At 59.4% G+C, this 26,856-nt stretch carries 29 protein-coding genes, 1 tRNA gene and 2 pseudogenes; 11 read left to right on the top strand and 21 right to left on the bottom strand.

Translation table 11 applies throughout. The annotated features are described in order from the left end of the window. Positions 1-60 precede the first annotated feature (60 nt). Entirely contained in the window at positions 61-210 is a 150-nt protein-coding gene (locus EV130_RS32625; RefSeq protein WP_165918552.1) for a hypothetical protein, read from the top strand. A gap of 16 nt (positions 211-226) precedes the next feature. Here the strand turns inward: EV130_RS32625 and EV130_RS20830 are convergent, their stop codons facing one another. After that, on the bottom strand, positions 227-439 hold the full coding sequence (locus tag EV130_RS20830; RefSeq protein WP_074060854.1) for a hypothetical protein: 213 nt from the start codon (positions 437-439) through the stop codon (positions 227-229). Between the two features lie 302 nt (positions 440-741). Here EV130_RS20830 and EV130_RS33440 point away from each other — a divergent pair, with 302 nt between their 5' ends. Further along, positions 742-1,005, top strand: a complete 264-nt coding sequence (locus tag EV130_RS33440) for a hypothetical protein (RefSeq protein ID WP_132552149.1) — start codon at positions 742-744, stop codon at positions 1,003-1,005. Between the two features lie 309 nt (positions 1,006-1,314). Here the strand turns inward: EV130_RS33440 and EV130_RS20820 are convergent. Together EV130_RS20820 and EV130_RS20815 are read right to left on the bottom strand one after the other, a co-directional pair. Then, a tRNA-Pro gene (locus tag EV130_RS20820) sits at positions 1,315-1,388 on the bottom strand. Positions 1,389-1,583: 195 nt separating this feature from the next. Continuing rightward, on the bottom strand, positions 1,584-2,249 hold the full coding sequence (locus tag EV130_RS20815) for an HAD family hydrolase (protein ID WP_281029293.1): 666 nt from the start codon (positions 2,247-2,249) through the stop codon (positions 1,584-1,586). A 251-nt stretch (positions 2,250-2,500) separates the two neighbouring features. Between EV130_RS20815 and EV130_RS20810 the strand changes: the two genes are divergently transcribed. Beyond that, complete coding sequence (locus EV130_RS20810; protein WP_074060793.1) at positions 2,501-2,815, top strand: DUF1236 domain-containing protein; 315 nt, start codon at positions 2,501-2,503, stop codon at positions 2,813-2,815. 76 nt (positions 2,816-2,891) lie between these two features. Here EV130_RS20810 and EV130_RS20805 read toward each other — a convergent pair whose 3' ends face one another. From EV130_RS20805 to EV130_RS20780, 6 genes and pseudogenes are all read right to left on the bottom strand, one after another. After that, complete coding sequence (locus EV130_RS20805; protein WP_039844517.1) at positions 2,892-3,428, bottom strand: MerR family transcriptional regulator; 537 nt, start codon at positions 3,426-3,428, stop codon at positions 2,892-2,894. Between the two features lie 180 nt (positions 3,429-3,608). Continuing rightward, on the bottom strand, positions 3,609-3,947 hold the full coding sequence (locus EV130_RS20800; protein WP_074060792.1) for an integration host factor subunit alpha: 339 nt from the start codon (positions 3,945-3,947) through the stop codon (positions 3,609-3,611). Between the two features lie 111 nt (positions 3,948-4,058). Further along, a complete protein-coding gene (locus tag EV130_RS20795) occupies positions 4,059-5,030 on the bottom strand; it encodes a beta-ketoacyl-ACP synthase III (protein ID WP_074060791.1) in 972 nt (323 codons plus the stop codon). A 19-nt stretch (positions 5,031-5,049) separates the two neighbouring features. After that, positions 5,050-6,096, bottom strand: coding sequence for a phosphate acyltransferase PlsX (gene plsX, locus EV130_RS20790; protein ID WP_074060790.1), 1,047 nt, complete (start codon positions 6,094-6,096; stop codon positions 5,050-5,052). Between the two features lie 104 nt (positions 6,097-6,200). Beyond that, positions 6,201-6,755, bottom strand: a complete 555-nt coding sequence (locus tag EV130_RS20785) for a YceD family protein (protein WP_074060789.1) — start codon at positions 6,753-6,755, stop codon at positions 6,201-6,203. Positions 6,756-6,765: 10 nt separating this feature from the next. Further along, positions 6,766-7,355, bottom strand: a pseudogene (locus tag EV130_RS20780) (ubiquinol-cytochrome C chaperone family protein). Between the two features lie 189 nt (positions 7,356-7,544). Between EV130_RS20780 and EV130_RS20775 the strand changes: the two are divergent. After that, positions 7,545-8,069, top strand: coding sequence for an outer membrane protein assembly factor BamE (locus EV130_RS20775; RefSeq protein ID WP_074060787.1), 525 nt, complete (start codon positions 7,545-7,547; stop codon positions 8,067-8,069). Between the two features lie 72 nt (positions 8,070-8,141). Here the strand turns inward: EV130_RS20775 and EV130_RS20770 are convergent, their stop codons facing one another. From EV130_RS20770 to EV130_RS20760, 3 genes are all read right to left on the bottom strand, one after another. After that, entirely contained in the window at positions 8,142-10,277 is a 2,136-nt protein-coding gene (locus EV130_RS20770) for a sodium-translocating pyrophosphatase (protein ID WP_132552148.1), read from the bottom strand. A gap of 198 nt (positions 10,278-10,475) precedes the next feature. Further along, a complete protein-coding gene (nusB, locus tag EV130_RS20765) occupies positions 10,476-10,958 on the bottom strand; it encodes a transcription antitermination factor NusB (RefSeq protein WP_074060785.1) in 483 nt (160 codons plus the stop codon). After that, entirely contained in the window at positions 10,955-11,416 is a 462-nt protein-coding gene (locus tag EV130_RS20760; protein WP_074060784.1) for a 6,7-dimethyl-8-ribityllumazine synthase, read from the bottom strand. The genes nusB and EV130_RS20760 overlap by 4 nt, the downstream gene beginning before the upstream one ends. A 310-nt stretch (positions 11,417-11,726) precedes the next feature. Here EV130_RS20760 and EV130_RS20755 point away from each other — a divergent pair, with 310 nt between their 5' ends. From EV130_RS20755 to EV130_RS20745, 3 genes are all read left to right on the top strand, one after another. Further along, positions 11,727-12,086, top strand: coding sequence for a hypothetical protein (locus EV130_RS20755; protein ID WP_074060783.1), 360 nt, complete (start codon positions 11,727-11,729; stop codon positions 12,084-12,086). A gap of 110 nt (positions 12,087-12,196) precedes the next feature. Further along, positions 12,197-12,691 (top strand): cupin domain-containing protein, encoded by a 495-nt coding sequence (locus tag EV130_RS20750; RefSeq protein WP_132552146.1) that lies wholly within the window; start codon positions 12,197-12,199, stop codon positions 12,689-12,691. Between the two features lie 18 nt (positions 12,692-12,709). Next, the gene (locus tag EV130_RS20745; RefSeq protein WP_074060781.1) at positions 12,710-13,246 is read left to right on the top strand and encodes a GNAT family N-acetyltransferase; all 537 of its coding nucleotides are present in this window, start codon (positions 12,710-12,712) and stop codon (positions 13,244-13,246) included. Here the strand turns inward: EV130_RS20745 and EV130_RS20740 are convergent. The 7 genes from EV130_RS20740 to EV130_RS20710 all read right to left on the bottom strand — a co-directional run bounded on the left by EV130_RS20740 (position 13,209) and on the right by EV130_RS20710 (position 20,029). Beyond that, positions 13,209-13,829: a riboflavin synthase gene (locus EV130_RS20740; protein ID WP_074060780.1), complete on the bottom strand. Its 621-nt coding sequence runs from the start codon at positions 13,827-13,829 to the stop codon at positions 13,209-13,211. The two genes, EV130_RS20745 and EV130_RS20740, sit on opposite strands and share 38 nt — an antisense overlap. Continuing rightward, the gene (gene ribD / locus EV130_RS20735; RefSeq protein WP_132661223.1) at positions 13,829-15,082 is read right to left on the bottom strand and encodes a bifunctional diaminohydroxyphosphoribosylaminopyrimidine deaminase/5-amino-6-(5-phosphoribosylamino)uracil reductase RibD; all 1,254 of its coding nucleotides are present in this window, start codon (positions 15,080-15,082) and stop codon (positions 13,829-13,831) included. The genes EV130_RS20740 and ribD overlap by 1 nt, the downstream gene beginning before the upstream one ends. Before the next feature lie 3 nt (positions 15,083-15,085). After that, positions 15,086-15,562, bottom strand: coding sequence for a transcriptional regulator NrdR (nrdR, locus tag EV130_RS20730; protein WP_022714748.1), 477 nt, complete (start codon positions 15,560-15,562; stop codon positions 15,086-15,088). A 9-nt stretch (positions 15,563-15,571) separates the two neighbouring features. Next, positions 15,572-16,870 (bottom strand): serine hydroxymethyltransferase, encoded by a 1,299-nt coding sequence (gene glyA, locus EV130_RS20725; protein WP_132661221.1) that lies wholly within the window; start codon positions 16,868-16,870, stop codon positions 15,572-15,574. Positions 16,871-17,192: 322 nt separating this feature from the next. Then, complete coding sequence (locus tag EV130_RS20720; protein ID WP_074063111.1) at positions 17,193-18,494, bottom strand: L,D-transpeptidase family protein; 1,302 nt, start codon at positions 18,492-18,494, stop codon at positions 17,193-17,195. A 450-nt stretch (positions 18,495-18,944) separates the two neighbouring features. Then, positions 18,945-19,460 carry a transcriptional regulator LdtR gene (gene ldtR, locus EV130_RS20715; protein ID WP_074060777.1) on the bottom strand — a complete coding sequence of 172 codons (516 nt, stop codon included), beginning with the start codon at positions 19,458-19,460 and terminating at the stop codon, positions 18,945-18,947. 131 nt (positions 19,461-19,591) lie between these two features. After that, a complete protein-coding gene (locus tag EV130_RS20710; protein WP_028739575.1) occupies positions 19,592-20,029 on the bottom strand; it encodes a DUF6163 family protein in 438 nt (145 codons plus the stop codon). Between the two features lie 133 nt (positions 20,030-20,162). On the opposite strand from EV130_RS20710, the gene hemB reads away from it, so the two are divergent. The 4 genes and pseudogenes from hemB to EV130_RS20690 form a co-directional block, all read left to right on the top strand. Continuing rightward, positions 20,163-21,176, top strand: a complete 1,014-nt coding sequence (hemB, locus tag EV130_RS20705; protein WP_074060776.1) for a porphobilinogen synthase — start codon at positions 20,163-20,165, stop codon at positions 21,174-21,176. Between the two features lie 71 nt (positions 21,177-21,247). Continuing rightward, positions 21,248-21,706, top strand: coding sequence for an RDD family protein (locus tag EV130_RS20700; protein WP_074060775.1), 459 nt, complete (start codon positions 21,248-21,250; stop codon positions 21,704-21,706). Positions 21,707-21,875: 169 nt separating this feature from the next. Further along, positions 21,876-22,649, top strand: a complete 774-nt coding sequence (locus EV130_RS20695; protein ID WP_074060774.1) for an arginyltransferase — start codon at positions 21,876-21,878, stop codon at positions 22,647-22,649. Next, positions 22,650-23,510: pseudogene (locus EV130_RS20690) on the top strand (DMT family transporter); the annotation flags it as partial. Between the two features lie 389 nt (positions 23,511-23,899). Here the strand turns inward: EV130_RS20690 and EV130_RS20680 are convergent. Further along, positions 23,900-24,355, bottom strand: a complete 456-nt coding sequence (locus tag EV130_RS20680) for an SRPBCC family protein (RefSeq protein WP_074060773.1) — start codon at positions 24,353-24,355, stop codon at positions 23,900-23,902. 154 nt (positions 24,356-24,509) lie between these two features. Further along, a complete protein-coding gene (parC, locus tag EV130_RS20675; protein ID WP_132661218.1) occupies positions 24,510-26,765 on the bottom strand; it encodes a DNA topoisomerase IV subunit A in 2,256 nt (751 codons plus the stop codon). Between the last annotated feature and the right edge of the window lie 91 nt (positions 26,766-26,856).

Raw genomic sequence — 26,856 nt, 5'->3', positions numbered from 1 at the left:
GGGAACCAACCGGCTCGTTACGCGTTTTTTCTTCGATATCAAAACGTTGGGGAAAACATCTTGAACCGCTACAATGGTCTCTATTTCGTCATCGGCGCCCTGGTCGTCGTCGTCATCGGCCTTGGCGCTTATATTTTCAATGAGGAACGCAAGCCCGATGGCATCGAACTCCGCATCGGCCAGAACGGCATTTCGGTCGAGGAAAAATGAGGGCTTCTGAGGGCTTCTAGAGATAGGCTTTCGCAAGCGCGGTGAGTTTGGTGCTGTCCTTGGCGCCCTGGCGATAGAGTTGGATAATCAGCGCGCCGAGGTGCTCGGCTTCCGGCGTGTTGCGGCTTAGGCCCCTCGCCTTGCAGACGACATCCAACACTTCGGAAATCAGATCCAGGTCCTCCGAAAAGAGCGGCAGATCACGGGGATGAAAAGTTGCATCGAGCATCAAGCCGCACTTCCCATGAGGGCGAAAGCACAACCGCATCATTCGCCAGGCGCCCATCCATGGCCGACGATGCAGATAATATGCGCGCCGATTTCAGGCTTGGCAACTGGTACAAATGTCTGCGGTCGCAGGCTGGTTTCCGGTGCGCCTCCTGACTGGCGTTCTGCCTGTTTTTATTTTGCATGCCAATCAAGCTTATGCTTTCCCATATAAAACAGCGCACCATTTACTTCCTGCGCCGGAGGCGCGCGATAGGGAAACATTGCGCTGTTGCGCAGAAAAACATTAGAGGGCCGACTGTAATGGGAATTCGACGGACGACTTTGATAGCTGCATTGGCGTTGTCTGGCTGCACCAGCGACTCGCAAGGAATTGAGCCAATACGCGGAAGCATCACATATGGAGGCCAGCCACAGGCGCGCCTTACCAAATCGCCGCCCGGCTCTGTTCTCCCCCATCAGTTTATCGACCCGACCGGCCGATGGGTGGAGGAAACCTACATCATTCAGCCGGACCGGAGCCTCAAGCTCGTAAGACGGCGCGATGTGGTCGACAGCGTCGATTGAGTGGACACAAGCAAGAAAGGCGATGCGATTCGACCATTCCCTGGACAAGATCGCTATTGGACGTCGCCGCCCCCAGCGACAGTCCGCGACTTGTCCAAGGCAGAGCAGTTGCTTTGCATGGAACTTCCACGTGTCGTGGTCGTGCTGGCGGCTACACTGGGATCAACCGCACCAGGCGCATGGCTATTTCAGTCTGGCTCAGAGCCCGAAGTGATTGGTCCGGACAGAAAAAGCGGCCAGTCGGGCGTTGCCCAACCAGCCGCTTTTCCGGATGCCCGAACATACTCGTTGAACCAACGAGTGAAAATCTCGGAATGGCCGGATTTGAACCGACGACCCCTTGACCCCCAGTCAAGTGCGCTACCAGACTGCGCTACATTCCGTCACATGCCTCATTCGGTAGGGCTCAACGTCTCGCCGGTCCTTTTGTCGAACCAAGCGCCCGCTTGACCCAGTCAAGCGCGCTACGTGATTGCGCAACGCCTCGACCTGCCGAAACAGCTTGTTTCGTTTAGTTTTTCGTGTCGCCCAATGCAAGCGGAAAAAGCCGCACTGCGCGCAAAAAGCCGATGTGCCGCTTAGGCTCCGACGATTCCGATGCCGATGCCGCCGACTGTCTCTACGGTCCATGCCTCGTAATCCGCAATCGAGAAATGCGGCGTTTCGAAGGGCGTGGCATGTGTCGCGGTAATGACGGTCACATCGGCTCCTGCACCTTCTCCCGCAAGTATGCCCGCAACCGCGTCTTCAAAGACCAAGCAGCGTTTCGGATCGACACCCAGGCGGCTGGCGCCGAGCAGGTAGCATTCGGGGCTGGGCTTGCCTGCCTGGACTTCCTCGCCGGTGACGATGACCTTCGGCATCGGGATACCGGCGGCGGCCATGCGTCGCTTGGCGAGTTCAAATGGGGCGGAAGTCACGATAGCCCATCTGTCGGCGGGAATGCCGTCCAGAAAGCGGATTGCGCCGGGGATCTGCACGATACCGTCGACGTCTGCCATTTCCTCGATCAACAGTTTTTTCGCTTCAAGCACCGCATCCACACCAGGAAGTGCCAGTTGACGGATGGTGTCACTGGCACGCACGCCGTGGATCGTCTTCAGGAACACTTCCGGCTCGAGGCCGTGATCCTTTGCCCAATCGCCCCAGACACGCTCGACGACCGCTATCGAGTTAAGCAGCGTGCCGTCCATGTCGAAGAGAAATGCATCGTAGGCCTTGCCGGGTACATTGGAAGAGGACACGGGGGGAATTCCTTGTGAAGATGGGGCTCTGGAAACAGAAATTCGGACGGAGATCAAGGTTGGATCTTCCTGGTTCTCCTGGTGGTTCTCAGCGCACGAACCTTCGTGCGCTCTTCTCTAAACAGATGCCGGTGGCTTTGCCAAGGTCAGTGCCACGCGCGCAGGAGCACCAGCAACTGGTCCTTTTCCGGAACATCCGATCCATGCGGGCGTTTTTCATCAAGGCTGGGTAGGAAAAGGAGATTTGTCCTATGCGCAAGACCATGCTGGCTACGGCCGCCGCAACGCTGACGGTCTGCTCTGCCGCCCTCGCGCAGAGTACGATAATCGTCGACCCCGCGCCCACCGGCTCCATCGTGCTGCCGGGGGAAGTTCGCACCTATGTGATGGAGCAGCAGGTCCCTTCTGTCGTCTATGAGGGCGACGTCGTTGTTGGAACGACGCTTCCGGAAACCGTCGAAATTCACGAGGTCCCGGAGATGGACGGCTATGCTTATACAGTCGTCAACAATCGCAGGGTAATCGTCGAACCCCAGACGCACCGCGTCATCCAGATTCTCGAGTGATGCGATCGGGCGCGAAGCCAGAGCTTCGCGCCCGCCTCCGGCGAGCCGGCAATGACATTCTCGGCGGACAAGGCGTTTAGCGCACCTGATCGAGAAGGCGCTTGCATTCCAGAAGATCGTAGAGTGCCTCCTGCAGAAGCGCCCTGTCCTCCTTGCTGACGCTCGACTTGCCGATCGAAACTTCAGACTGATCGTCGTCACCGGCGACGAAATTGAAGAAGCGGCGGGTAATCGGCGGCTTTGCACGGCCGACCAGTTGATCCTCCTCCGCAATGCCGACGCGCGGTTCGCCCGGGGCGCTGTCCCTGCCACCGGCGGCAAGCGCCTCGACGCTGGCAAGATCACCCTGCGCGACAGCGACGACGAACTTGTTGCCGTTGGTCTTCAGGAGCTTCTGAACGCCCTTGATCGTATAGCCGTGGTCGTAAAGGAGATGCCGGATACCCTTCAGCAGATCCACGTCTTCCGGCCGGTAATAGCGGCGCCCTCCGCCCCTTTTCATCGGCTTTATCTGCGGAAAGCGCGTTTCCCAAAAACGCAGAACGTGTTGCGGCAGATCGAGATCGTCAGCAACTTCGCTGATTGTTCGGAAAGCATCGGGGCTCTTGTCCAAGGTCGTACTCCCTACGCGATCACCGGTGGCGGTCCAAACCGCGACTCATCATATTTCAACGGTTTGCGGCGTTGAATTCAAGTCATGTCTTCGCATAGCCCACAAGCGGGAAAGTGCGGTTGGAAAAATGATCGGGAAGCAGCAATCAGGAACAGGAAATCACCTTATCCCCTTGCGCTCTTACATGGCAGGATTTGCGGGCTTCTGCTTGACCTTGCGCAGGGTGTGCGCCTTGAGAATACGGGTCTTCAGGACGTTCGAAGCCTTGAAGGTCATCACCCGGCGGGGCGAGATCGGCACTTCTTCGCCCGTCTTGGGATTGCGGCCGATGCGCTCGTTCTTATCGCGGACCTGGAAGGTTGCGAAGGAGGAAAGCTTGACGGTTTCGCCACGGACGATGGCGTTGCAGATTTCGTCGAGGACGGTCTCGACGAGTTCGGCGGATTCGGTCCTGGAGAGACCGACCTTCCGGAAAACCGATTCCGCCAGGTCTGCTCGCGTCACTGTCTTTCCGCTCATGGTCTCCCCGCCAATTCTACAAAATATTTTTTAAAAGCGAGCAAAGACTATTTGTCTTGCGCCTTACGGTCAAGCTCTTGTTCGTCGCCAGTTTTTTGCGATTCTTCACCGTCACCAGCGCAGCAGCAAAGCACCCCAGGTGAAGCCGCCGCCCATTGCCTCCAGCATCACCAGATCGCCTTTCTTGATGCGTCCATCCCCTGCTGCAGTGGCAAGTGCGAGCGGGATCGAGGCGGCTGAGGTGTTGCCGTGCATATCGACTGTGATGACGACCTTCTCCGGGGCGATGTGCAGCTTCTTGGCGGATCCGTCGATGATGCGACGGTTGGCCTGGTGCGGCACCAGCCAGTCGAGATCTTCTGCGGTCGTGCCGGTCGAATCGAAGGCGGCCTGGATTACGTCAGTGATCATGCCGACGGCATATTTGAAGACTTCGCGGCCTTCCATGCGCAGCTTGCCGACCGTGCCGGTGGTAGACGGGCCGCCATCGACGAAAAGTTTCTCCTTGTGCGAGCCATCGGAGCGAAGATGCGCCGTCAGGATGCCTCGATCAGCTGTCGTACCCTCCCCTTCGGCAGCCTCGATCACGATCGCGCCGGCGCCGTCGCCGAACAGCACGCAGGTGGTGCGGTCGTTCCAGTCGAGGATGCGCGAGAAGGTTTCCGCACCGATCACGAGGGCACGCCTGGCGAGGCCGCCACGGATATAGGCGTCGGCCGTCGTCACGGCATAGACAAAGCCTGTGCAGACTGCCTGAACGTCGAAGGCGAAGCCGTGGTGCATGCCGAGACGGTTCTGGATATTGACCGCCGTGGCCGGGAAGGTGTTGTCCGGCGTCGAGGTGGCGCAGATGATGAGATCGATATCGGAAGGCGTCAGGCCGGCCTTGTCGAGCGCCGCACGCGCAGCCCGCTCGCCAAGCGAAGACGTGGTTTCGTCATCGCTTGCGATATGTCGCTGGCGGATGCCGGTGCGCTGGACGATCCATTCGTCAGACGTATCGACGACATCTTCCATCTCGCGATTGGTCATTACGCGTTTCGGAAGTGCGGCTCCGAACCCGCGAACCACTGAACGGATCATTCTGGCTAAACCTCTTTGCTCATGCGGCTTCCGGCCCCATCGGGGGTAACCGCTTGGCATGATATTTCTTAAGATCGTTTTCTATTTTCTGATTGAGGCCATTCTTGGCCATATCATAGCCGACCTCGATGGCAGCAGCGATGCCGTCTGCATTGGCGCCGCCATGGCTCTTGATGACAATGCCGTTGAGACCAAGGAATACGCCGCCGTTGACTTTGCTCGGGTCCATCTTTTCGCGAAGCATGTCGAAAGCACTCTTGGCAAAGAGATAGCCGATCCTGGCAAGCAGCGTGCGCGACATCGCAGCACGCAGATATGCGGCCATTTGTTTTGCCGTACCTTCTGCCGCCTTCAAGGCGATATTGCCGGAAAAGCCTTCGGTCACGACGACATCGACGGTGCCTTTCCCGATGTCATCGCCTTCGACGAACCCGGAATATTCGAGCGAATCTATGTTGGCCTCGCGAAGCAGCCGGCCTGCTTCCTTGACTTCTTCCTGGCCCTTGACCTCTTCGACACCGACGTTCAGAAGGCCGATCGTCGGCCGTTCGAGTTCGAAGAGGGCGCGTGCCATGGCGCCACCCATCAGGGCGAAATCCATCAACTGTTGAGAATCGGCCCCGATCGTCGCCCCAACATCGAGAACAATGCTCTCGCCCCGCAGCGTCGGCCAAATGGCCGCAATCGCCGGGCGCTCGATGTTGGCCATCGTGCGCAGACAGAACTTTGCCATGGCCATCAGCGCGCCGGTGTTTCCCGCCGAAACGGCCACATCCGCGTCGCCCGTCTTCACGGCCTCGATCGAGCGCCACATGGTGGAAATGTAGCGGCCGCGGCGCAGCGCCTGGCTGGGCTTCTCGTCCATGCGAACGGCAAGTTCGCAATCGTGGAAGACCGACTTTTCCCTGACTTTCGCAAACTTGGCGAGAACAGGATCGCACTGCTCTTTCAGGCCAAAAAAGACGAAGGAGATATCTGGATGCCGTTCCAACGCTTTCGCGGCACCGGGGATGACAACCTCGGGACCAAAGTCGCCACCCATGAGGTCGAGAGATATTCTGATCACGCGTCCCTGATCCTTTTGTTTCGCCTGAGGGGAGCGAAAATTTCGGCCAAAATACCGGTTTTCCTATCGCTTACAACTGAATTGTGTCAAATAGCCCACGGGTTTCAGTCCTTCTGCCAATCCTTGAGCACAGCAAAGGCAGAAGGCTTCTTATCGTTTTCGCCGGTATCCTCCATATGGCCGGAGAACTCGGCGCCCTTCCTGCGGGGATAGGGATCAATCGCCAGCGCGGCGAATTCCATCACCACCTCTCCCGCGTCGATCGTGTCGCCGGCAAAGGTTTCAGGCAGGTCCGGCCCGTCAGGATCGAGAACCATTTCGCCAGCATCATTGGCCGGGTGCCGGGCGAGTTTCGAATTCTCGGGCACGTAGATCTGCTCGAAGTGCTCGTCGATATCGGCAGGTACCGGGTCGAGCGTCACGACGCAGGCCTGAACGATCTTTGCCTGCACCCTGCCCTTCACGCGGATGCCATCCTTCTTCCAGCGATTGATCTGCAGATCCGCATGCAGATCGTCGACGGACAGAACATCCCAGCGTTCGGCAAGCGCCTTCCGCTCCTTCTCGTCCGCTTTGAGGTGCACTTCGACAGGGTTTGCCGAGATATGGCCGACCTTGACAAGGTAGGAAAATGGAATGTCGTCACTGCGATGTTTCATGGCGTCCTCCTCACGCTGCCTGTGGCAACGTCGCCGAGCCGGTGGTGATCCGGTCCTCGGTCTGCGCCGACAGATCGGCTTCTGCGGCAAACATCCAGTTGGCAAGCGCCGTCATGTCGCAAGCATCGGCGGCCTGCGGATGGATGTTGCGGTTAAGGGCTGCGGCAAGGGCCGCGCGGTCACCGGTGTCCATTGCCGCCGAATAGGATTTTAGACGCCCGTAGAACATGCCGGCAAGCTTCTTCATGCGCTTCGGCACCCCGTTGTCGCTGATACCGAGTTCGCGGATGGAATGGTCGATATCCTCAAAGAAGGCATCGACGATCTCCTGGGCAATCTCCTGTCCGCTGGTTCCGGACGAACGTGTGCGACGGAAGAAGAGGATCATCACCAGCGACAGCATCTCGAAACGGCCCATCACGGTGTCTGGGACATGCATGGCCTCGTAGAATTCCGGCATACGGGCTGCGGTGGTCAGTACCGAATACTGCCGTTCGACGATCGCCTGGTTGTTGTTTTTCTTGCGAAAGAGCCCGAAGACCATTGTTTCTTCCGGAAAAGCCTCGTTCTTCACGCGCAGTTGCGTGGGCCGTGTTGCATGATTTCGAAAGCTGGTTTACCGAAGCAGGCGCGAATTGCAATGCCGAAGGTGGCCACTTTCGAGACAGTGCCCCGTAGGTCCGATCTGGGGGATTTAGGACTGTTCGACCCCGGAAAGGCCACAAAGGTTTTGCATCAGCGGTGATTGCAGGGCCCCGAAAGCTGCCTATCGATACCTCAAGGGAGTAGATGTCGTTGAAGAAACGGTATTTCAAGTCTGACATAAAATTCTTCAGCAACGCAGCCATCGCCATCATGATTGCCTCAGCCGGCCTTACAGGTTGCCAAACGGGAACAGTGCTTAACGGCGGCTATATTGTCGACGAGCAATCCCTCAATCTCGTTCCGGAAGGCTCCAGCCGCGAACAGGTGCTTCTGTCTCTAGGCACGCCTTCGACGACGGCAACGTTCGACACCGAGGTCTTCTATTACATCTCGCAGAAGCGCACGCGCTCCGTCGCCTTCCAGAAACTCAAGGTCGTCGATCAGAGCGTACTTGCGATCTACTTCGACAAGGACGGCGTCGTCACGCGCCGCGCGAATTACACGCTTCAGGACGGCAGGGTCTTCGATACGATTTCGCGCGTGACCCCGACCGGCGGCCGTGAACTCACCTTCCTGCAGCAGATTCTGGCAGGCGGCGCAGGCGGTGCAGCAAAGAGCCTGTTTGGAACGCCCTCTGGCAACCCGCAGAATCCTGCAAGTATTCGATGATTATCCGACTCGACAAAGAAACCCGCCGGATCAGCGCTCCGGCGGGTTTCTTCTTTGTCTCCATGGTTTCGATCAGGCCAGGACCGCCAAGAGCAGCAAGGCGACGATATTGGTGATCTTGATCGCCGGATTGACGGCCGGTCCTGCAGTGTCCTTGTATGGGTCGCCGACCGTATCGCCGGTGACGGAGGCCTTGTGTGCGTCCGAACCCTTCATGTGGCGGACGCCGTCCTTGTCGACGAAGCCATCCTCGAAGGACTTCTTCGCGTTGTCCCATGCCCCGCCGCCGGACGTCATCGAGATGGCGACGAACAAACCGTTGATAATGACGCCAAGAAGCGATGCGCCGAGTGCGGCGAAGGCCGAGGCCTTGGAGCCGGAAACCAGCAGAACACCGAAATAAACGACGATCGGAGCCAGGACCGGCAACAGCGACGGGATGATCATCTCGCGGATAGCGGCCCTGGTCAGAAGGTCGACCGCCCTGCCGTAATCCGGCTTTTCCGTGCCCTGCATGATGCCCGGTTTTTCCTTGAACTGGCGGCGCACTTCCTCGACGATTGCGCCGGCGGCACGGCCGACGGCCGTCATGGCGATGCCGCCGAAGAGGTAGGGAATGAGTCCACCGAAGATCAATCCGGCCACTACGTAGGGGTTGGAGAGATCGAATGAAATCTCCCCTATGCCTGCGAAGTAGGGATATCTGTCGCCATTTGCCGCAAAATATTTGAGGTCATAGGAATAGGCAGCAAAGAGCACCAGCGCGCCGAGACCGGCAGAGCCGATCGCGTAGCCTTTGGTTACAGCCTTTGTCGTATTGCCGACGGCGTCGAGCGCGTCCGTCGATTTGCGGACTTCCGGCGGCAGGTGGGACATCTCGGCGATGCCGCCGGCGTTGTCGGTCACAGGGCCGAAGGCATCGAGGGCGACGATCATGCCGGCAAGGCCGAGCATAGCGGTGACGGCGATGCCGGTGCCGAAGAGGCCCGCGAGCTGGTAGGTGCCGATAATGCCGGCGACGATGACGATCGCAGGCAGCGCCGTCGATTCCAGCGAGACGGCAAGTCCCTGGATGACGTTGGTGCCGTGGCCTGTCACGGATGCCTGGGCGATCGAATTGACCGGGCGTTTGTTGGTGCCGGTATAATATTCGGTGATGACGACGATGAGCGCCGTTACCAAGAGGCCGACGAGGCCGCAGAAGAAGAGGTTGGTTCCGGTGACATCCACACCGCCGGCCTGTCCGAGCGATCCCCAGCCCACCGTCAACGATGTTGCAGCGCCTAGACCGACAATCGACAGGAGGCCGGTGACGATAAGGCCCTTGTAAAGTGCGCCCATGATCGAGCCGTTGGATCCAAGCTTGACGAAAAAGGTGCCGACGATCGAGGTGAGGATGCAGGCGCCGCAGATTGCCAGCGGATAGATCATCGCCGACTGCAGGATCGGTGCACCGGCAAAGAAGATCGAGGCGAGAACCATGGTTGCGACGACGGAAACGGCATAGGTCTCGAAAAGGTCGGCGGCCATACCGGCGCAGTCGCCGACATTGTCGCCAACATTGTCTGCGATCGTCGCCGGGTTGCGCGGGTCGTCTTCCGGAATGCCTGCCTCGACCTTGCCGACGAGATCGCCGCCGACATCGGCACCCTTGGTGAAGATGCCGCCGCCCAGACGAGCAAAGATCGAGATCAGCGAGGCACCGAAGCCGAGCGCAACAAGCGCGTCGATGACTTCGCGCGAACCGCTTTCATGGCCGAGCAGGCCGGTCAGGATGAAATAATAGATGGATACGCCGAGCAGAGCCAGACCGGCGACGAGCATGCCGGTGATGGCACCGGATTTGAAGGCGATATCGAGGCCAGCCGAGAGGCTGTGCGATGCGGCCTGCGCCGTGCGGACGTTGGCGCGGACGGAGACGTGCATCCCGATAAAGCCGGCAGCACCGGAAAGCACGGCGCCGATCAGAAAGCCGATGGCAGCCATGCCGGAGAGAAGCAGCCAGGCTGCGATAAAAACGACGATGCCGACGATCGCAATCGTCTTGTACTGGCGCATGAGGTAGGCCTGCGCGCCTTCACGGATATAACCCGCGATTTCCTGCATGCGGCTGTTTCCCTGATCGGCTGCCAGAACCGAGCGGGTTGCCCAGATGGCATAAACCACCGAGAGCAGACCGCATGCAATTACGCATAAAAGAATGATCATTTCGCTCTTTCCTCCAAAAGTGCCGGAGCACTCCTCCCTCCGGCCACGGACGCAGCCGAATCGTCTTCTCTCCACAGGAACGCTCTAGCTTTGCGTGCGGAGATTGCGGGGTGGGAAACACGACGTCAAGACCGCGAGGGACGAAAACCCTTGCAGCGCAGCATAAAGCGCGAAATGGTCCGATAGCGGACGGAAGACTTACTTCTTCAGTTCGCCGCGCACCTGTTTGGCGATGCGGTCGAGCACGGCATTGACGAGCTTCGGCTCGTCATCCTCGAAGAAAGCCCGGGCGATCTCGACATATTCCGTAACGATCACGGCTACCGGTACGTCTTTGCGATCGAGAAGCTCGAAAACGCCGGCGCGAAGGATCGCGCGCACGGTGCTGTCGAGGCGCGACAATGCCCAGTCGTCCTGCAGGGCAGAGGCGATCAAAGGATCCAGGCGCAGCTGCTCGCGCACCACGCCGGAAACGATGGAACGGAACCACGCGGCATCTGCCTTGAGATAGGTCTCGCCGTCGATTTCTTGACCGAGGCGATGAGCCTCATATTCGGCGACGATTTCCAAAACACCGGTGCCGCCGATATCCATCTGGTAGAGCGCCTGAACAGCAGCCAGCCGCGCAGCACCGCGCTGATTTGCTGTCTTTACCTGACGCTCCGGATTTTCGCTAGTCATTCGTATGCACCCAGTTTCTTCTTCAGCTCGATCATCGTGAGAGCTGCGCGAGCGGCGAACCCGCCCTTGTCCTTGTCCGAGCGGCGGGCGCGTGCCCATGCCTGCTCATCGTTTTCAACCGTCAGGATGCCATTGCCGATGGCAAGCGATTCGCTGACGGCGAGGTCCATCAATGCGCGGGAGGATTCGTTCGACACGATCTCGAAATGGTAGGTCTCGCCGCGGATGACCATGCCGAGAGCGACATAGCCGTCGTATTGACTGCCGCCATTGTCGGCGCCATCGAGCGCCATGGCAATCGCCGGCGGAATCTCCAGGGCTCCTGGAACGGTCACGACATCGTAGGTCGCGCCGGCTTCCTTGAGCGCGAAGGTTGCCCCGTCCAAAAGAGCGTCGGCCATGTCGTCATAGAAGCGCGCTTCGACGATCAAAATATGGGGAGCGTTATCTCGCGCCATGCATCACCTTCGGTTTCTGAGGACTTTGCCATTTGGCAGGCCGCGGTCAAAACATGCCTTTCGATGAATGGCAAGCAAATTCGGATCATGGCCGGAAATCTCTATAAAAGGATAGGGAAAATATATGCCGGCCACGCTCGCGCGCACCTCGAAAACGGCAAATCGAAGGCAATCGCCATGAACAATTTGTAATGTTATTTCAGGTGTTTAGCTATTGATTCGACGCTGTGGCCGACCCAATTCAACAAGCGTAACGCCGACGATCCCCTGCACGACAGCCGACCGTCATAGCAGATGAAAGGATACCATCATGAACCGCGTTGCCACACTCGCCCTCGTTTCCGCCTTCTCCTCCCTCGCGCTTGCCGGCGTCAGCCGTGCGGAAAGCTTTGGCATGAACAGCCCATCGGGCATCGAACAGACGCTCCGCAATTTCCGGGGTAACGACTTCACCGTAAGGCATTTCTACAACTTTCACGACGTAAGTCCCGAAGCAAATGGTCCGCGCTCCGCTCCGCCACGCTCGGCACAGGATGTGCGCCAGATTCAGGCATCGATCGACGCCAACAAGGTGCTGATGCGCAAGCTCGGTAATGACGGCGTGAATGTCCGCAACGTCATCAATGCCGAACAGGCAGCCGATGGCAGCATTACCCTATTTACCGACTGATCGCGCAGGGCGGTGCAGATCGCTGCGCCGCCCTGCCCGACAATTCAACCGACGCCTATTGAAAACCAGATCGAATTGATGGTCTCTTCTCCCTGCAAAAGGGAAAAGACATGACACGGAACATGAAACCGGTTCTTAATATTGCCGACCTGACGCTGGAGCGGTGGCAACAGGGCGCGCTCTACGAAGGCGCCGACGCATCCTTCGGCCGCCTGCTTGGCCTTTCCAATCTTGGGATCAGCTACAACGAGGTGCCTCCCGGCAAATCGAGCTGTCCGTTCCACAATCACCATGTCGAGGACGAGCTGTTCTTCGTGATCGAAGGGACCGGCGAATACCGTTTTGGAACCAGCCGTTACCCTATCAAAAAAGGCGACACGCTCGGCGCACCTGCCGGCGGGAAGGAAACGGCACATCAAATCCTCAATACCGGCCGGACGACGCTGATCTATCTTGGCATCTCCACGATGGCGAAAACGGAGATCGTCGAGTACCCCGATTCCCAAAAATTCCTCGCCAAGACCAATCACGACGGCTGGCGCTTCCGCTTCATCGGGCGCGCGTCAAGCGATCTCGACTACTGGGACGGCGAAGCAGGCGCGTGAGACAGGCTTTACAGAATCATGACGATCAACATTCCGACCATTGAAACCGAGCGGTTGATACTGCGGCCGCACCGGCTCGACGATTTCGATGCCTATATGGACTTGTGGGCCGATGAAGACGTCGTCCGACATATCAGCGGCGTGCCATCGACACGCGAGCAGACATGGTCCCGCCTCATGAGGGCGAGCGGCATGTGGCATCATATGGGGTTCGGCTTTCTGATCGTCGAGGAAAAGCAAAGCGGGCGGCTGATCGGCGAAGCAGGCTTCCACGAAGCCCGACGTGAGATGTCTCCATCTATCGAGGAAACATTGGAAACCGGATGGGTGTTGCTGCCTTGCGCACACGGACGGGGCTATGCGACAGAAGCGCTCACAGCGCTGATTGCATGGGCGGACCGTCATTTCCCCGGCAAAGAGATGACCTGCATCATCAGCCCGCAAAACGCAGCTTCGCTACGCGTCGCCGAAAAGCTCGGCTTCCGCGAGGTGACGCGCATTGATTATCACGGCGAAATCATTCTGCTTTCGCGGCAGGGAATTCAGCCAGCCTAGCTGCATAACGCGCCATCGTATCGACCTCGAAATTGACGAAGTCGCCGGCCCCTCGCTCGCCCCATGTCGTGACTTCCAAAGTATGGCGAATGAGAAGCACGTCGAAATCGGTGCCTTCGACGGCATTGACAGTCAGCGACGTACCATCGAGCGCGATCGAGCCTTTGGGCGCCACGAACCTCGCGAGATGCTCCGGGGCGCGCAGACGGAAGCGGGTCGCATCGCCTTCGGCCGTCACCGACAGGATTTCTGCCTTGCCGTCGACATGCCCGGAGACGATGTGGCCACCGAGTTCGTCGCCGATCTTCAAAGAGCGCTCCAGGTTGAGGCGGGTGCCTTCCTTCCAGCTTGCAAGCGTCGTGAGCCTCAGCGCCTCTTCCCAGGCCTCCACCTCAAACCAACGCCCGTTGCTGCCTTCCTCCGGCAGGCCGGTCACCGTCAGGCAGATGCCCGAATGGGAAATCGAGGCGCCCATATCGATGGTCTTAGGGTCGTAATCGCTGGCGACCCGGAGCTTCACACCCTCGTTCATGGGTGAAATGGATTCGATCGTGCCGATATCGGTTACAATTCCGGTGAACATCAAAATTCTCTTTCGTATTCGTCCAGCCTGTCGTCGCCGAACATGAATGTGCCTCGATGGGCAAAACCGGATGGCATATCGGTCTTCCTCAGAGGCGATTCAATACCGCCCTCGCCGATGATGATCTGGCCCTGATAAAGCTGGATCCGATCGACGAGACCGGCGTCAAGGAAAAGCCGCGCCGTCTTCGCACCGCCTTCGACGAGGAGCGAGGAAATGCCGCGCGAGGCGAGCGCGGGAAGCAATACTTCGGGATGGTAAGGATGGCAGTAGAGGATTTCGACGCCTGCATCGCGCAGTGCTTCGGCGCGTGCCTCACCCCCCTCTGCCATGCCCGACATCTCCCCCGCCAGGGGGGAGATCGGCAGATTGCTGTAGTTCGTTTCTACTGGCACCTCAACAGTGGCGTCGACCCGGTCGAAAGACGGCGAAAGAGTGCTCACCCCGTCTATGTCGCCATTCGTAAGGGAGGTGTCCACCACCACAGAAGGGGGTGCCTCGCCTGCAACGGCAATGGTCGGCACCTCTCTTGCTGAACGCACAAGTTTACTGCCGAGCGGCAAATCAAGCCGCGGATCAAGCACGACACGCACCGGCGACAGCGATTGCAGACCCGGCACGCGCACCGTCAGTTCCGGGTCGTCGGCAATCGCCGTGCCGATGCCGACGAGGATGGCATCGGTTTGGGCGCGGAGCGCGTGGACCTGTGCGCGGGCGAGAGGACTGGTGATGGCGATCTGTCCCTCGCCTTTGCGGCCGATCATGCCGTCGGCGGAAACGGCAAGCTTCAGAATCACATAGGGCCGGTTCTTCGTCTGCCGGGTGAGATAGCCGGCGAGCGAGCGCCTGCCCTCCTGTTCCAGCACGCCTGTCTCAACCTCGATGCCGGCTTCGCGCAGAAGCGCAATGCCACGGCCGCAGACGCGCGGATCGGGATCGGCCACGCTGATGACGACGCGCGCCACACCAGAGGCAATCAAGGCTTCGGCGCAGGGCGGCGTCTTGCCGTGATGAGCGCAGGGTTCGAGCGTCACATAGGCGGTGGCGCCGCGAGCCAGTTCGCCGGCCTCGGCAAGCGCCTGCGGCTCGGCATGCGGGCGCCCGCCGATCGCCGTGGTGCCGCGGCCGACGATTTCGCCGTCCTTGGCGATGACGCAGCCGACGGAAGGATTTGTGGAGGTCTGGCCGAGATGCAGACGGCCAAGTCCGATTGCCTCGGCCATCAAACGCTCGTCATGCGGCCCGGCGCTCACGGCTCAGGTCTCCAAAGTGTCGCGGCTGATCTTGGCGTTGATTTCGGAGATGACCTTTTCGAAATCCTCGGCATGCGAGAAGTCCCGATAGACCGAGGCATACCGAACAAAGCCGACGTCGTCGAGACTCTTGAGAGCTTCAAGCACCTGAAGGCCGATCGCCTCGGAGCTGATTTCGACTTCGCCGGAGCTTTCGAGGCGACGGACGATGCCCGAAACAGCCCTTTCGATGCGGTCACGGTCGACCGGACGCTTGCGCAGCGCGATCTCGAAGGACCGCACCAGCTTGTCCCGGTCGAAAGGCACCTTGCGGCCAGTCTTCTTGACGACCATGAGCTCGCGCAGTTGCACGCGCTCGAAGGTCGTGAAGCGGCCGCCGCAGTCGGGACAGATACGTCTGCGGCGGATGGACGTATTGTCCTCCGCCGGGCGTGAATCCTTGACCTGTGTGTCTTCCGATCCGCAGAATGGGCAGCGCATGCGCTATCCTTAGCCGATATAGTCGTACATTGGGAAGCGGCCGGTAAGGTCGACCACCTTGCCACGAACGGCTGCTTCGACAGCAGCGTTGCCTTCGTCGGAGTTGGCGACCTTCAGGCCGTCGAGAACCTCCACGATGAGGTTGCCGATTTCCTTGAATTCCGCCTCCTTGAAGCCGCGCGTCGTGCCTGCCGGTGCACCGAGCCGGACGCCGGAGGTGACGAAGGGCTTTTCCGGATCGAACGGAATACCGTTCTTGTTGCAGGTGATGTAGGCGCGCCCGAGCGCTGCTTCGGCGCGCTTTCCGGTCGCGTTCTTCTTGCGAAGATCGACGAGCATCAGGTGGTTGTCGGTACCCCCGGAGACGACATCGAGTCCGCCGGCCATCAGCGTCTCGGCAAGCGCCTTTGCGTTCCTGACGATCTGTGCGGCGTACTCCTTGAATTCCGGCTGCAGCGCTTCGCCGAAGGCGACGGCCTTGGCGGCGATGATGTGCATCAGCGGACCACCTTGGAGACCTGGGAAGACAGCCGAATTGAACTTCTTCGCCAGATCCTCGTCGTTCGTCAGGATGACGCCGCCGCGCGGGCCGCGAAGCGACTTATGGGTCGTGGTCGTTGCGACGTGGCAGTGCGGGAACGGCGACGGATGCTGGCCGCCTGCAACGAGGCCGGCGATATGAGCCATGTCGACCATGAGATAGGCGCCGACGGCGTCGGCAATCTCGCGGAAACGCTTCCAGTCCCAGATACGGGAGTAAGCGGTGCCACCGGCAATGATCAGCTTCGGCTTGTGCTCTTCGGCCTTGCGGGCCACTTCGTCCATGTCGAGGAGATTATCGCCTTCGCGAACGCCGTAGGACACGACGTTGAACCACTTGCCGGACATGTTGACCGGCGAACCATGCGTCAGGTGACCGCCCGAGTTCAGGTCGAGGCCCATGAATGTGTCGCCCGGCTGCAGCAGCGCCAGGAAGACCGCTTGGTTCATCTGCGAGCCGGAATTGGGCTGGACGTTAGCGAAGTTGACGCCGAAGAGCTTTTTTGCACGTTCGATCGCCAGCTCTTCAGCAATATCGACGAACTGGCAGCCGCCGTAGTAGCGCTTGCCCGGATAGCCTTCCGCGTATTTGTTCGTCATGATGGAGCCCTGGGCTTCCAGCACCGCGCGGGAAACGATGTTTTCCGATGCGATCAATTCGATCTCATGCCGCTGGCGGCCGAGCTCCTTTTCAATCGCGCCGAAGATATCCGGATCGGTGTCTGCAAGCGAGCGATTGAAGAAGGTCTGCGTGGAAGCATTTGTCATGGGAGGCTCCTCAACTGGAATGCGCGAAGGTATTAGCGTTCCGCCCTGCCGAGAGCAATACGAAGAACGACATTTGCTGGGCAATCTACGCGCAGCAGTGTCGTGGACTTGGCTGGTTGCCGTGGAATGGCCCTCACCCTGATCCACCATGCGCCAACTTGAAGGCACGCGCCTCGCAAACCCAAGAGATCAACCGAAGCCTTGCGACATATCCCATTCGGCCCCATTGCCGCAGGAAGGTCCCGGCAAGCCGATGAAGGGCCACCGCTGGCAAAGAAAAACCGCGCCTTTCAGCGCGGTTTCCAATTGATCTGCATGAAACTTACTGAACCGGCTGTTCCATTCCGGCGGTCGTATCGAGCGCGAGCTCGGCGTTGCCGTCCATCTGGTAGATGTCGTCTCGGAACTGCACGAGGCCGTCCGGCATGCCCCAGGCGGAAATATAGACGAAATAGACCGGGATCTCCTCGGCAAGCGTGATCGGCGTGTTGACCCGGCTGGCGATCACCTGCTCCATCTGCTGACGCGACCACGGCGGCGTGTCGCGCAGCAGCCACGTCGTCAGGTCGCGGACATTCTGGACGCGCACACAGCCCGACGACTCAAAGCGCATCAACTTGTTGAACAAGCCCTGCTGCGGCGTGTCGTGCATGTATTCGCCGTTCTTGTTATGGAAGTTGATTTTCGCCGAAGCCATGGCATTGATCTTGCCCGGATCCTGACGGAACATCAGGTTCGGCGCCTCGCCGTTCCAGTCGATGGTCTCGGGGGCGACTTCGTTGCCTTTGCCGTCGATCAGGCGAATGGCGTTCTTCTCGAGATAGGTCGGGTCCTTGCGCATCAGCGGCATGATGTCCTTCTCGACGATCGAGCGCGGCGCGGTCCAATAAGGATTGAGGATGACCTCGTAGATCTTCGAGTTGACGATATGCGTGGGGCGGCTGATACGTCCGACGACCGCCGCATGACGTGTCGCCACGCTACCGTCCTCGACCGCCTCGACATAGGCGGCCGGAATATTGACCATGACGTGGCGGCGGCCGAGATCTTCCGGGAAGGTCTGCAGGCGGATGAGGTTGGTGTTTAGCTGCTGCAGGCGCACGTCAACCGGAATGTTCATCGCCTTCAGCGTGAATTCGCCGATGACGCCGTCTGCCGGAAGCCCATGACGAGCCTGGAAGCGCTTGACCGCACCGTCGACATAGGAATCGAAGGCGGAAGACATGCCTGCTTCGCGCGGCAGGTCACCGGTAATGGCAAGGCGCTGGCGCAGAGCCTGGACGGAAGGATCGGTCACGCCGAGCTGAAGACGCAGGCCGGCCGGATTGACCTCGGGCCAACCACCAGCGGACGCGATCTGCTGATACTCCACGATCGCCTGCTGGATACTCGGAACCGATTGCGGGCTGAGGATCGGGGTATTGGAGACGGCGGCACTCGCGGTGCGCGAGGCAGCCTTGGCATCGAACTGGTCATCCCAGGTGCCGCGGCGTGGTGCGTTGATCAGCGCGTCGAGCGCCGACTGCGCAAAGGCCGGGGCGGCGATTGCACCAGCACCGACGGTTGCCGCAGACGCAAGAAAGGCGCGGCGCGAAAGAGCTTCAATTCGGTTTTTCTTCGACATCATCCCAACCACTCAATGCCGCAGCTTGAAGGAAAACCGCGGGCTTTGCGATTCACTGCGCCACGGCACAGATCACTACCATTCCGTTTTCCGGCGCATCGCAAATTTTCTGCGCCCGGCCCCATAAGATTGCGAGCCGGAAGCGCGGACGAATTTGAACGACCATACAAGAAGCGCCGCTTGCCGTGCATGTCCGCTGTCATACCAATATGGCCAATTCGTGTCGCCCGACGCCCCATATGCCTACCGATGGTCGGGAGCGGCACGGACGAAGCCATATCGAACCATGTTGAACGGTGCTGGTTAATAACGGCTAAAAAACGACCTGAATACAGGCTGCTGTGCTTGGGTGCGACGCGTTGCAAAGATGACACGCCTGGCCGGAACGGCAAAACCGGACGCGCAGGGACGCATCCGGTTTTCTTCGACCCTGGAGGAGGTCTCTTGTCCTTAGAGCCGGTAAAGGATCTGGTCGTTCCAGAAGCGGTCGAGGCGCTGCAGGAGCTTGTTCATCTGGGTGAACTCGTCCGTGCCGATGCCGCCGACCTTGTCGATCGAGGCGATGTGGCGCTCGTAGAGCTTGGCGACTGTTTCGGCGACCTCTGTGCCGGTTTCCGTCAGGCTGATGCGGACGGAGCGGCGGTCGATGCGTGAACGCTGGTGGTTGATGAAACCGAGATCGACGAGCTTCTTGACGTTGTAGGACACGTTCGAGCCGAGATAGTAGCCACGCGAGCGCAGCTCGCCGGCGGTCAGCTCGGAATTGCCGATGTTGAAAAGGAGCAGAGCCTGGATGGCGTTGACGTCGCTGCGGCCCTGACGGTCGAACTCGTCCTTGATGACATCCAGAAGGCGGCGGTGAAGACGTTCAACAAGGTGAAGGGATTCCATGTAGAGATTACGGATGTCCTGGTCCTGCTGATCGCGGAAGTTCGATACCGCCTGCGGCTTGATTTTCGTATTCATGATGACTGCCTCACTGTTTTGTTTGGCGGTGTTGGTTTTCTTCCCGCCTTGAGACAGACCCTATCGAATACAAATAAAATTCTACTTAAACTGCAGGCTTAACAGCACCTTACCGGAAACCCCGCGTTGTATCAGGGTAAATCAACGCTTACTTTGCGACGCTGGCGGCGTTTCTCCAGCCAGAGCGCCAGGCGGAAAACCAAGTAGACCAGGGCAACCGCGCCATGCATCAGAAGGATCAGCCGGTTGGAGCCGAAGGTCTGCGGAAGCAGGCCATACATGAGGATTTGTCCGCCTGCGGCGAGCACCCAAACGACCGGGCCCCAGGATACTGTCAGCCAGAGGCCGAGCGAAGCGACGGGGAAGAGGACGGCAAGGCTGGTGGCAGCAACTTTCCACGGCAAGCTCAAAAGATCAAATCGCCCTGCCCCCACCAGCGAATAGCCAACAAGCATCGCCCAATATTGCAGGCCGAACCAGAAGCAGGAGATCGCGACCAGCCTCAGGAAGAGGATGAACAGGATGTCTATCAGCGTCCGCTTCGGCATCGTCGGAGAATCATTTTCCATGGCGCAGACTCTAGAATTCCCTTTGCAGTTCCACCAGCGGCCGAGCCGCCGCGGCTAATCGCCCCGGTTTGGTTTTCGGGTCCGTCATGATAATGAGCGGACCAAGAAATGGAATGGCCAGGGACGAAAGACAATGCAGGACAAGACGCACCTCGTCGACGAGATCACCAGACACCGCCGCATGCGCCGCAACCGCAAGGCGGACTGGACGCGCCGGCTGGTGCAGGAAAACCGGCTGACGGTGGATGACCTGATATGGCCGGTCTTCGTGATCCCAGGTTCCGGCATCTTGGAGCCTGTTCCCTCCATGCCCGGCGTCAACCGCATGAGCATCGACAAGCTGACGGATGCGGCCAGGGAAGCGGCTGACCTCGGCGTCCCGGCAATCGCCACCTTCCCGAATATTGAGATGACACTACGTGACGAAACGGGCTCGAACAGCCTGGAGGCCAACAATCTCATCAATCAGGCGACCATCGCCATCAAGAAAGCCGTTCCGAACATCGGCGTGATCACCGACGTGGCTCTCGATCCTTTCACCAGTCACGGCCATGACGGTATCCTGTACGATGGCGAAATCGTCAACGACGAGACTGTCGATCAGGTGGCGCGCGCCGCCGTCATGCAGGCTGATGCCGGTTCTGATATCATTGCCCCGTCGGAAATGATGGACGGTCGCATCGGCGCGATCCGCCGGGCACTCGATGCCGCAGGGCACCAGAATGTCGGGATCATGAGCTATGCGACCAAGTTTGCCTCGGCATTTTACGGCCCATATCGAGAGGCGATCTCGACCGGCGGCCTGCTGAAGGGCGACAAGAAGACCTACTATATCGATCCCGCCAATGGCACCGAGGCGATCCGCGATGCAGCACTTGATGTCGAAGAGGGTGCGGACATGCTGATGGTCAAGCCGGGCCTGCCCTATCTAGACATCTGCTGGCGGATGAAGGAGGCCTTCGGACTGCCGACTTTCGCCTATCAGGTTTCCGGCGAATATGCGCAGATCAAGGCTGCCGCAATGAACGGCTGGATCGACGGCGAACGGGCGATGCTGGAAACGCTGCTTGCCTTCAAGCGCGCAGGCTGCGACGGGATCTTGACCTATTTCGCGATCGAGGTCGCCAGACTGCTGGCAAAGCGCTGAACTTCGCCCATTATTGTATCTCCGACGGCCGACACCATATCAGTGGCATCGATTTCCAAAGGAGACCGCAAATGAGCCTTAACCCGAACCCGCTTTATGCCGCACCGGAAGACTGGCGCGCCTATAGCGGCACGCTGAGCCGGCGGGTCTTCGCGTTCATTCTCGACTACATCATTGTGCTGCTGCTCTGCATCCCTGCGGCAGTCGTGCTGTTTTTCCTGTCGATTCTGACGCTCGGCCTCGGCTTCTTTCTCTATCCGGCGCTGTTCGTGCTGGTTGCCGGCCTTTATTTCGGCTTGACGGTCGGCGGGCCGAGCCAGGCTTCGCCCGGCATGCGGGCGATGGGCATTGCAATTGCGCGCGTCGATGGCCGCCCGATGGATTTCCTTTTGGCGATTGCTCATCTGGCGCTGTTCTGGATCCTTAATTCGCTATTGACGCCGCTGATTCTGCTTGCTGGCCTTTTTACCGAGCGCAGCCGCCTGATCCACGACCTGCTTGTCGGCACCGTGACCGTACGCACCGACTGAGGCGACAAATAAAATCCGCCGCCGGCCTTTGCCGGCCGGCCCGCGGCGCCATATCAAAAAAGAACAGAAAAATTGATAGCGCGGATAGACCAGCCGCGCTGTTGACGTTTTCTATTCTTAGTTCATGCTGTCATAAAATAGTCAGTGCGAAAGGACATTTCCCCGGCAGATGAATACGCAGGCCTCGCCATCACCGCAGTTTTATCTGACGGCTCCGGCTGCATGTCCGTATTTGCCGCATGAGATGGAGCGTAAGGTCTTTACGCATCTCGTCGGTCCGCGCGCAGCAGAAATGAACGACATTCTGACACAGGGCGGCTTCCGCCGTTCACAGAACATAGCTTACCGCCCCGCCTGCGAAGCGTGCCGTGCCTGCGTCTCGGTGCGTATCCTGGCGCAGGAGTTCCAGCCGACAAATTCGATGAAACGGGTGCTCGCCCACAACGTCGACGTCATGGCGACCGAATTTCCGGCGCAGCCTTCCAGCGAGCAGTATTCACTCTTCCGCCGCTATCTCGACGACCGCCATCAGCAAGGCGGGATGTCCGACATGACCGTGCTCGACTATGCGATCATGGTGGAAGATACACATGTGAACACCAAGATCATCGAATACCGCAAGCGCGAGGAAGGTTCAGGGCTGGAGACCCGTCCACGAGGCGAGCTCCTGGCTGCCGCCCTGACCGACACGATGAGCGACGGTCTTTCCATGGTCTATTCCTATTTCAATCCCGAATATGACAAGCGCTCGCTCGGCACCTTCATGATCCTCGATCATGTGAAGCGCACGAAGGCGCTCGGCCTTCCGCATGTCTATCTCGGCTACTGGGTTCAGGGTTCGCGCAAAATGGACTACAAGACGCGGTTCCAGCCGCAAGAGCACCTGACGCCGCGCGGCTGGGAACGCTTCGATCCCTCCACGATGCCCGAAACGCACGACTAAATGTCCCCTCCTACCCTTTCCGATCATCGGAAAGGCCTTGCCGTGACCGCAATCGGTGGCCTGGCCCTTTCCATGGACATTCCGCTCGTGCGACTGGCCGGAGGAAAGATCTGGCCGATCCTCGGTCTTCGCAGCATCACGACGGTTCTCGTGACGCTGCTTGTCATAGCAGCGATCCGCGTGCTGAAAGGGAAATGGCCGGTTCTGATACCGGGCCGGAACGGCATCGCTGCAGGACTGCTTTACGGCCTGTCCACGCTGACTTTCCTGCTTTCGGTTTTCAATACGGCGACGGCCAACGTCGTCTTCATCGTTGCCTTCAATCCGATGTTCGGCGCGCTCCTTTCGTGGGTATTCCTGAAAGAGCGGCCGCCGGTTTCCACCTTGCTGTCGATGGCCGCCATGATCGTCGGCGTGGGAGTGATCGTGCATGACGGAATTTCGAGCGGCCACACCTTCGGCGACGCGATGGCGGTGCTCAGCGCGCTCATCCTTGCCGCGGCAATCACAGTCGGCCGGGCCTCTCGGCGCGACATGGGCTTCGTACCCCTCCTTGCCGCGATGTTCCCGGCAATCCTCGGCTTCGGCATGGCGCTGCCTTCGGGCGTTTGGATCGATCATCCCGGCTGGATCATCGTCAACGGCGCCATCGTGATGCCCGTCGCCTTCTGGTGTCTGGCAACCGGCCCGCGCTATCTCTCTGCCCCCGAAGTCGGCATGTTCTACCTGCTGGAAACGGTGCTTGCTCCGATATGGGTCTGGCTCATCTTCGCCGAATTTCCGACCGCGATGACGCTCGTCGGCGGCGCGATCCTCATCATCGCGATCATGACGCTCGCTCTTTATGTCGCGCGAAAGCAGTGTTCAGCAGCAGCGATAGACCTTGAGGTGCGGGACAACGTCGGCGGCATTCAGTTGACGCGAAAGTCTTTGCACCTGTCGGATGAGTTGTGCGCTGCCGGAGTTGGCATGGAGAAACATCGGCGAACCTGCCAAATCAGCCATGTCAAAATGACTGAGCCGCGAGGCAATCGCAAGAATTCATGACGAAGAGTTCGCCGAACCGTCGGGCCGGCTGTTGGGGCAGGGCCGAGTCTCGCCGCTGCACATCTTCTGAGTTTGTCCGATGCCATTCCCTTGTCGACGGCAACAAGCGCACTGGCTACTTCGCTGCGTTCGTCGCCTCCCTCGCCGCCTGCGAAATAGACGACGAGGGCGTGAGGCTCTTTCTGCGCGTTGTCAGCGTCTTCCTAGCTCGCTAACCGATCCGTCTGTTCCAACACCCGTTCCAGGCCGTCCATCACATTCGTCCAACCCTGACGGGTCTTCTCTTCGAAGGCGCCCCATTCGGCGCACATCTCGTGGGAAAGCGTCAGGCGGCAGCCCTCGCCCAGCGGCTCGATGTCGATCTCGACGCGGTCGGGATTGTGATCGTGCTCCTCCGCCGAGAAGCTGAACACCATGCGTCTTGGCCTGCGAAGTTCGAGAAATATCCCGCAGTGGCATGCGTCGCCGGTTGGGCGCCTGTCGATGATCAGGAAGCGGCCACCGACATGGGGATCGATCTCGGCTCGGATAACATGGCCATCCTTCGTCGCGAAAAGGAAGCGCCTGGCAATTTGCGGGTTGAGCCATGCGTCGTAGACGACGGAAGGCGGCGCATTATAAGTGTGATCGACATGCAGCTTGATGGTGTTGGCAGACATTGATGCTCCTCCGTGTGGGGGCTGCGCTGCGAGCGCAATGCCCGACGGCCATTCCGTCCGTCCTCGGAATGAACCTGCTCCCGATTTTGATAACAGGAATGAAATAGAGGATGCGACCCGCTCGCCAAGAGCGGATCGCCAATTTGTTATCGCCTCAGCCGGCAAATCTGCCGCTGCGCGGGAAGCCCTTTGGGACCGTGCGGCCCGCCGAAGCGCGGTCGCCCAACCATTCGGCCAGTTCTTCCTTGTTTTTTGTGAACGTACGGCCTGCGCTGTCTTCCCAGACGAGACCGTCGACAACGGCAAAACAACGGACGTCGGAAATGCCGCCATCCTTGTATCGTTGCAGGCGCACTCCCTTGCCGCGGGCCATCTCCGGAACCTGGGCCAGCGGGAAGACCAGCATCTTGCGATTCTCGCCGACGACAGCAACGTGATCGCCACTGACAGGAACGATGAGCTTGGTCTCGTCCGGCATCGCAACATTCATGATCTGCTTGCCCTTGCGGGTGTTCGCAGCCATTTCGGATTCCGCCACAACGAAGCCGTTGCCGGCCGTCGAGACGATCAACTGCTTGCGCGCCAGATCGTGGACGAAGGCTGTCAGCACATCCTGATCGTTATCCATGTCGACCATGATGCGCAGCGGCTCGCCGTGGCCGCGCCCGCCGGGCAGCTTGTCGCCGCCAAGCGTGAAGACCTTGCCGCCGGTCGTGACCACAAGGATCTTGTCCGTCGTCTGGGCCGGGAAGGCAATCTTCAGCGCATCGCCTTCCTTGAAGGTCAGGCTCGCGGTGTCCGCGATGTGGCCCTTCAGCGCACGGATCCAGCCTTTTTCGGAAACGACGACGGTAATCGGCTCCTTCTCGATCATCGCGTGCTGGATGGCTTGCTCGTCGGCTTCGGGCGCCTGGGCGAACTGGGTGCGGCGGCGGCCTATTTCGGTTGCTTTGGCAAACTTCTTCTTCACTTCGCCAATTTCCCAGGCGACCGTATGCCACTGCTTTTCCTCGGAGGCGAGCAGCGCCTCGATGCCGGACTTCTCCTTGGTGAGTTCGTCAAACTCGGTTCGGATTTCGAACTCTTCGAGCTTGCGCAAAGAGCGCAGCCGCATGTTGAGGATCGCCTCGACCTGGTTGTCAGTCAGTCCCCAGCGGGCCACCATCACCGGCTTCGGTTCGTCCTCCTCGCGGATGATTCGAATCACCTCGTCGATGTTCAGGTAGGCAATGAGCAAGCCGCCGAGGATCTCGAGGCGTCTGTCGATTGCGGCAAGGCGAAAGCGTGAACGACGCTGCAGGACCTCCCGGCGGTGATTCAGCCACTCCTTCAGCACCTCGTTCAACGCCATGACGCGCGGAATGCGTCCCATGGAAAGAACGTTCATGTTCAACGGAAAGCGGCTCTCCAGTTCCGTCAACTTGAACATCGATTCCATCAGGATCGTCGGATCGACTGTACGGCTCTTCGGCACCAGCACGACACGGACGTCTTCGGCAGACTCGTCGCGTATGTCTTCCAGCAGCGGCAGCTTGCGGGCGATCAGCAGCTCGGCGATCTTTTCGATCAATCGCGACTTCTGCACCTGGAAGGGGATTTCGGTGACGATGATTTGATAGCCGCCACGACCGAGATCTTCGATCTGCCACTTGGCGCGGACGCGGAAGCCGCCGCGGCCAGTGCGGTAGCTTTCGATGATGCTTTCGCGACCGTCGATGATGATGCCGCCTGTCGGAAAATCCGGCCCCGGAATGAACTCGACGAGCTTTTCGACAGTCGCATCCGGATGCTTGATCAAATGCAGTGCCGCATCGCAAAGCTCGTGGGCGTTATGGGAAGGAATGGAAGTCGCCATGCCGACGGCAATGCCGGAGGAGCCGTTGGCGAGCAGGTTCGGGAAAGAGCCCGGAAGAACGGTCGGTTCCTCGTCTTCCTCGTTATAGGTCAGGCGGAAATCGACGGCATCCTGCTCGATGCCTTCGAGTAGCAGCGCCGTGACCTCTGTCATGCGCGCTTCGGTGTAACGGTAGGCGGCGGCGTTATCACCATCGATATTGCCGAAGTTTCCCTGTCCGTCGACGAGCGGATAACGCTGGGAGAAATCCTGCGCCAGACGCACCAGCGCATCGTAGACTGACTGGTCGCCATGAGGGTGGAACTTACCGATGACGTCGCCGACGATGCGGGCGCATTTCTTGAAGGCAGCGTTCGGGCGTATGCCCATCTCGCTCATGGCATGAATGATGCGCCGATGAACCGGCTTCAGGCCGTCGCGGACGTCTGGAAGCGCGCGGTGCATGATGGTTGAAAGTGCATAGGCCAAGTAACGCTCCTCGAGCGCGGCCTTCAGATCAACCGGGTGAATGCTGTCGTCGTCTCCGCCGGAAGGCGGCAAAATCTCTTGTCCCATGTGCCTTGCCTAGCCCAGAAGGCGATTCACGGCAAGGAATGAGGAGGTGGCCCTGTGGATTACGTCCTGGAATGACATGAAAAGGTCATCA

The organism is Rhizobium azibense (genome assembly GCF_004342325.1).
GTDB classification, from domain to species: Bacteria; Pseudomonadota; Alphaproteobacteria; order Rhizobiales; family Rhizobiaceae; genus Rhizobium; species Rhizobium etli_B.
This window is presented reverse-complemented; position numbering and strand designations above follow the sequence as displayed.

Coding starts and splice junctions, on each gene's coding strand:
- EV130_RS20830 (WP_074060854.1), bottom strand. CDS start 439: ATGCTCGATGCAACTTTTCATCCCCGTGATCTGCCGCTCTTTTCGGAG.
- EV130_RS33440 (WP_132552149.1), top strand. CDS start 742: ATGGGAATTCGACGGACGACTTTGATAGCTGCATTGGCGTTGTCTGGC.
- EV130_RS20810 (WP_074060793.1), top strand. CDS start 2,501: ATGCGCAAGACCATGCTGGCTACGGCCGCCGCAACGCTGACGGTCTGC.
- EV130_RS20800 (WP_074060792.1), bottom strand. CDS start 3,947: ATGAGCGGAAAGACAGTGACGCGAGCAGACCTGGCGGAATCGGTTTTC.
- EV130_RS20795 (WP_074060791.1), bottom strand. CDS start 5,030: ATGATCCGTTCAGTGGTTCGCGGGTTCGGAGCCGCACTTCCGAAACGC.
- EV130_RS20785 (WP_074060789.1), bottom strand. CDS start 6,755: ATGAAACATCGCAGTGACGACATTCCATTTTCCTACCTTGTCAAGGTC.
- EV130_RS20775 (WP_074060787.1), top strand. CDS start 7,545: ATGTCGTTGAAGAAACGGTATTTCAAGTCTGACATAAAATTCTTCAGC.
- EV130_RS20770 (WP_132552148.1), bottom strand. CDS start 10,277: ATGATCATTCTTTTATGCGTAATTGCATGCGGTCTGCTCTCGGTGGTT.
- nusB (WP_074060785.1), bottom strand. CDS start 10,958: ATGACTAGCGAAAATCCGGAGCGTCAGGTAAAGACAGCAAATCAGCGC.
- EV130_RS20760 (WP_074060784.1), bottom strand. CDS start 11,416: ATGGCGCGAGATAACGCTCCCCATATTTTGATCGTCGAAGCGCGCTTC.
- EV130_RS20755 (WP_074060783.1), top strand. CDS start 11,727: ATGAACCGCGTTGCCACACTCGCCCTCGTTTCCGCCTTCTCCTCCCTC.
- EV130_RS20750 (WP_132552146.1), top strand. CDS start 12,197: ATGACACGGAACATGAAACCGGTTCTTAATATTGCCGACCTGACGCTG.
- EV130_RS20745 (WP_074060781.1), top strand. CDS start 12,710: ATGACGATCAACATTCCGACCATTGAAACCGAGCGGTTGATACTGCGG.
- EV130_RS20740 (WP_074060780.1), bottom strand. CDS start 13,829: ATGTTCACCGGAATTGTAACCGATATCGGCACGATCGAATCCATTTCA.
- nrdR (WP_022714748.1), bottom strand. CDS start 15,562: ATGCGCTGCCCATTCTGCGGATCGGAAGACACACAGGTCAAGGATTCA.
- glyA (WP_132661221.1), bottom strand. CDS start 16,870: ATGACAAATGCTTCCACGCAGACCTTCTTCAATCGCTCGCTTGCAGAC.
- EV130_RS20720 (WP_074063111.1), bottom strand. CDS start 18,494: ATGTCGAAGAAAAACCGAATTGAAGCTCTTTCGCGCCGCGCCTTTCTT.
- ldtR (WP_074060777.1), bottom strand. CDS start 19,460: ATGAATACGAAAATCAAGCCGCAGGCGGTATCGAACTTCCGCGATCAG.
- EV130_RS20710 (WP_028739575.1), bottom strand. CDS start 20,029: ATGGAAAATGATTCTCCGACGATGCCGAAGCGGACGCTGATAGACATC.
- hemB (WP_074060776.1), top strand. CDS start 20,163: ATGCAGGACAAGACGCACCTCGTCGACGAGATCACCAGACACCGCCGC.
- EV130_RS20700 (WP_074060775.1), top strand. CDS start 21,248: ATGAGCCTTAACCCGAACCCGCTTTATGCCGCACCGGAAGACTGGCGC.
- EV130_RS20695 (WP_074060774.1), top strand. CDS start 21,876: ATGAATACGCAGGCCTCGCCATCACCGCAGTTTTATCTGACGGCTCCG.
- EV130_RS20680 (WP_074060773.1), bottom strand. CDS start 24,355: ATGTCTGCCAACACCATCAAGCTGCATGTCGATCACACTTATAATGCG.
- parC (WP_132661218.1), bottom strand. CDS start 26,765: ATGGGACAAGAGATTTTGCCGCCTTCCGGCGGAGACGACGACAGCATT.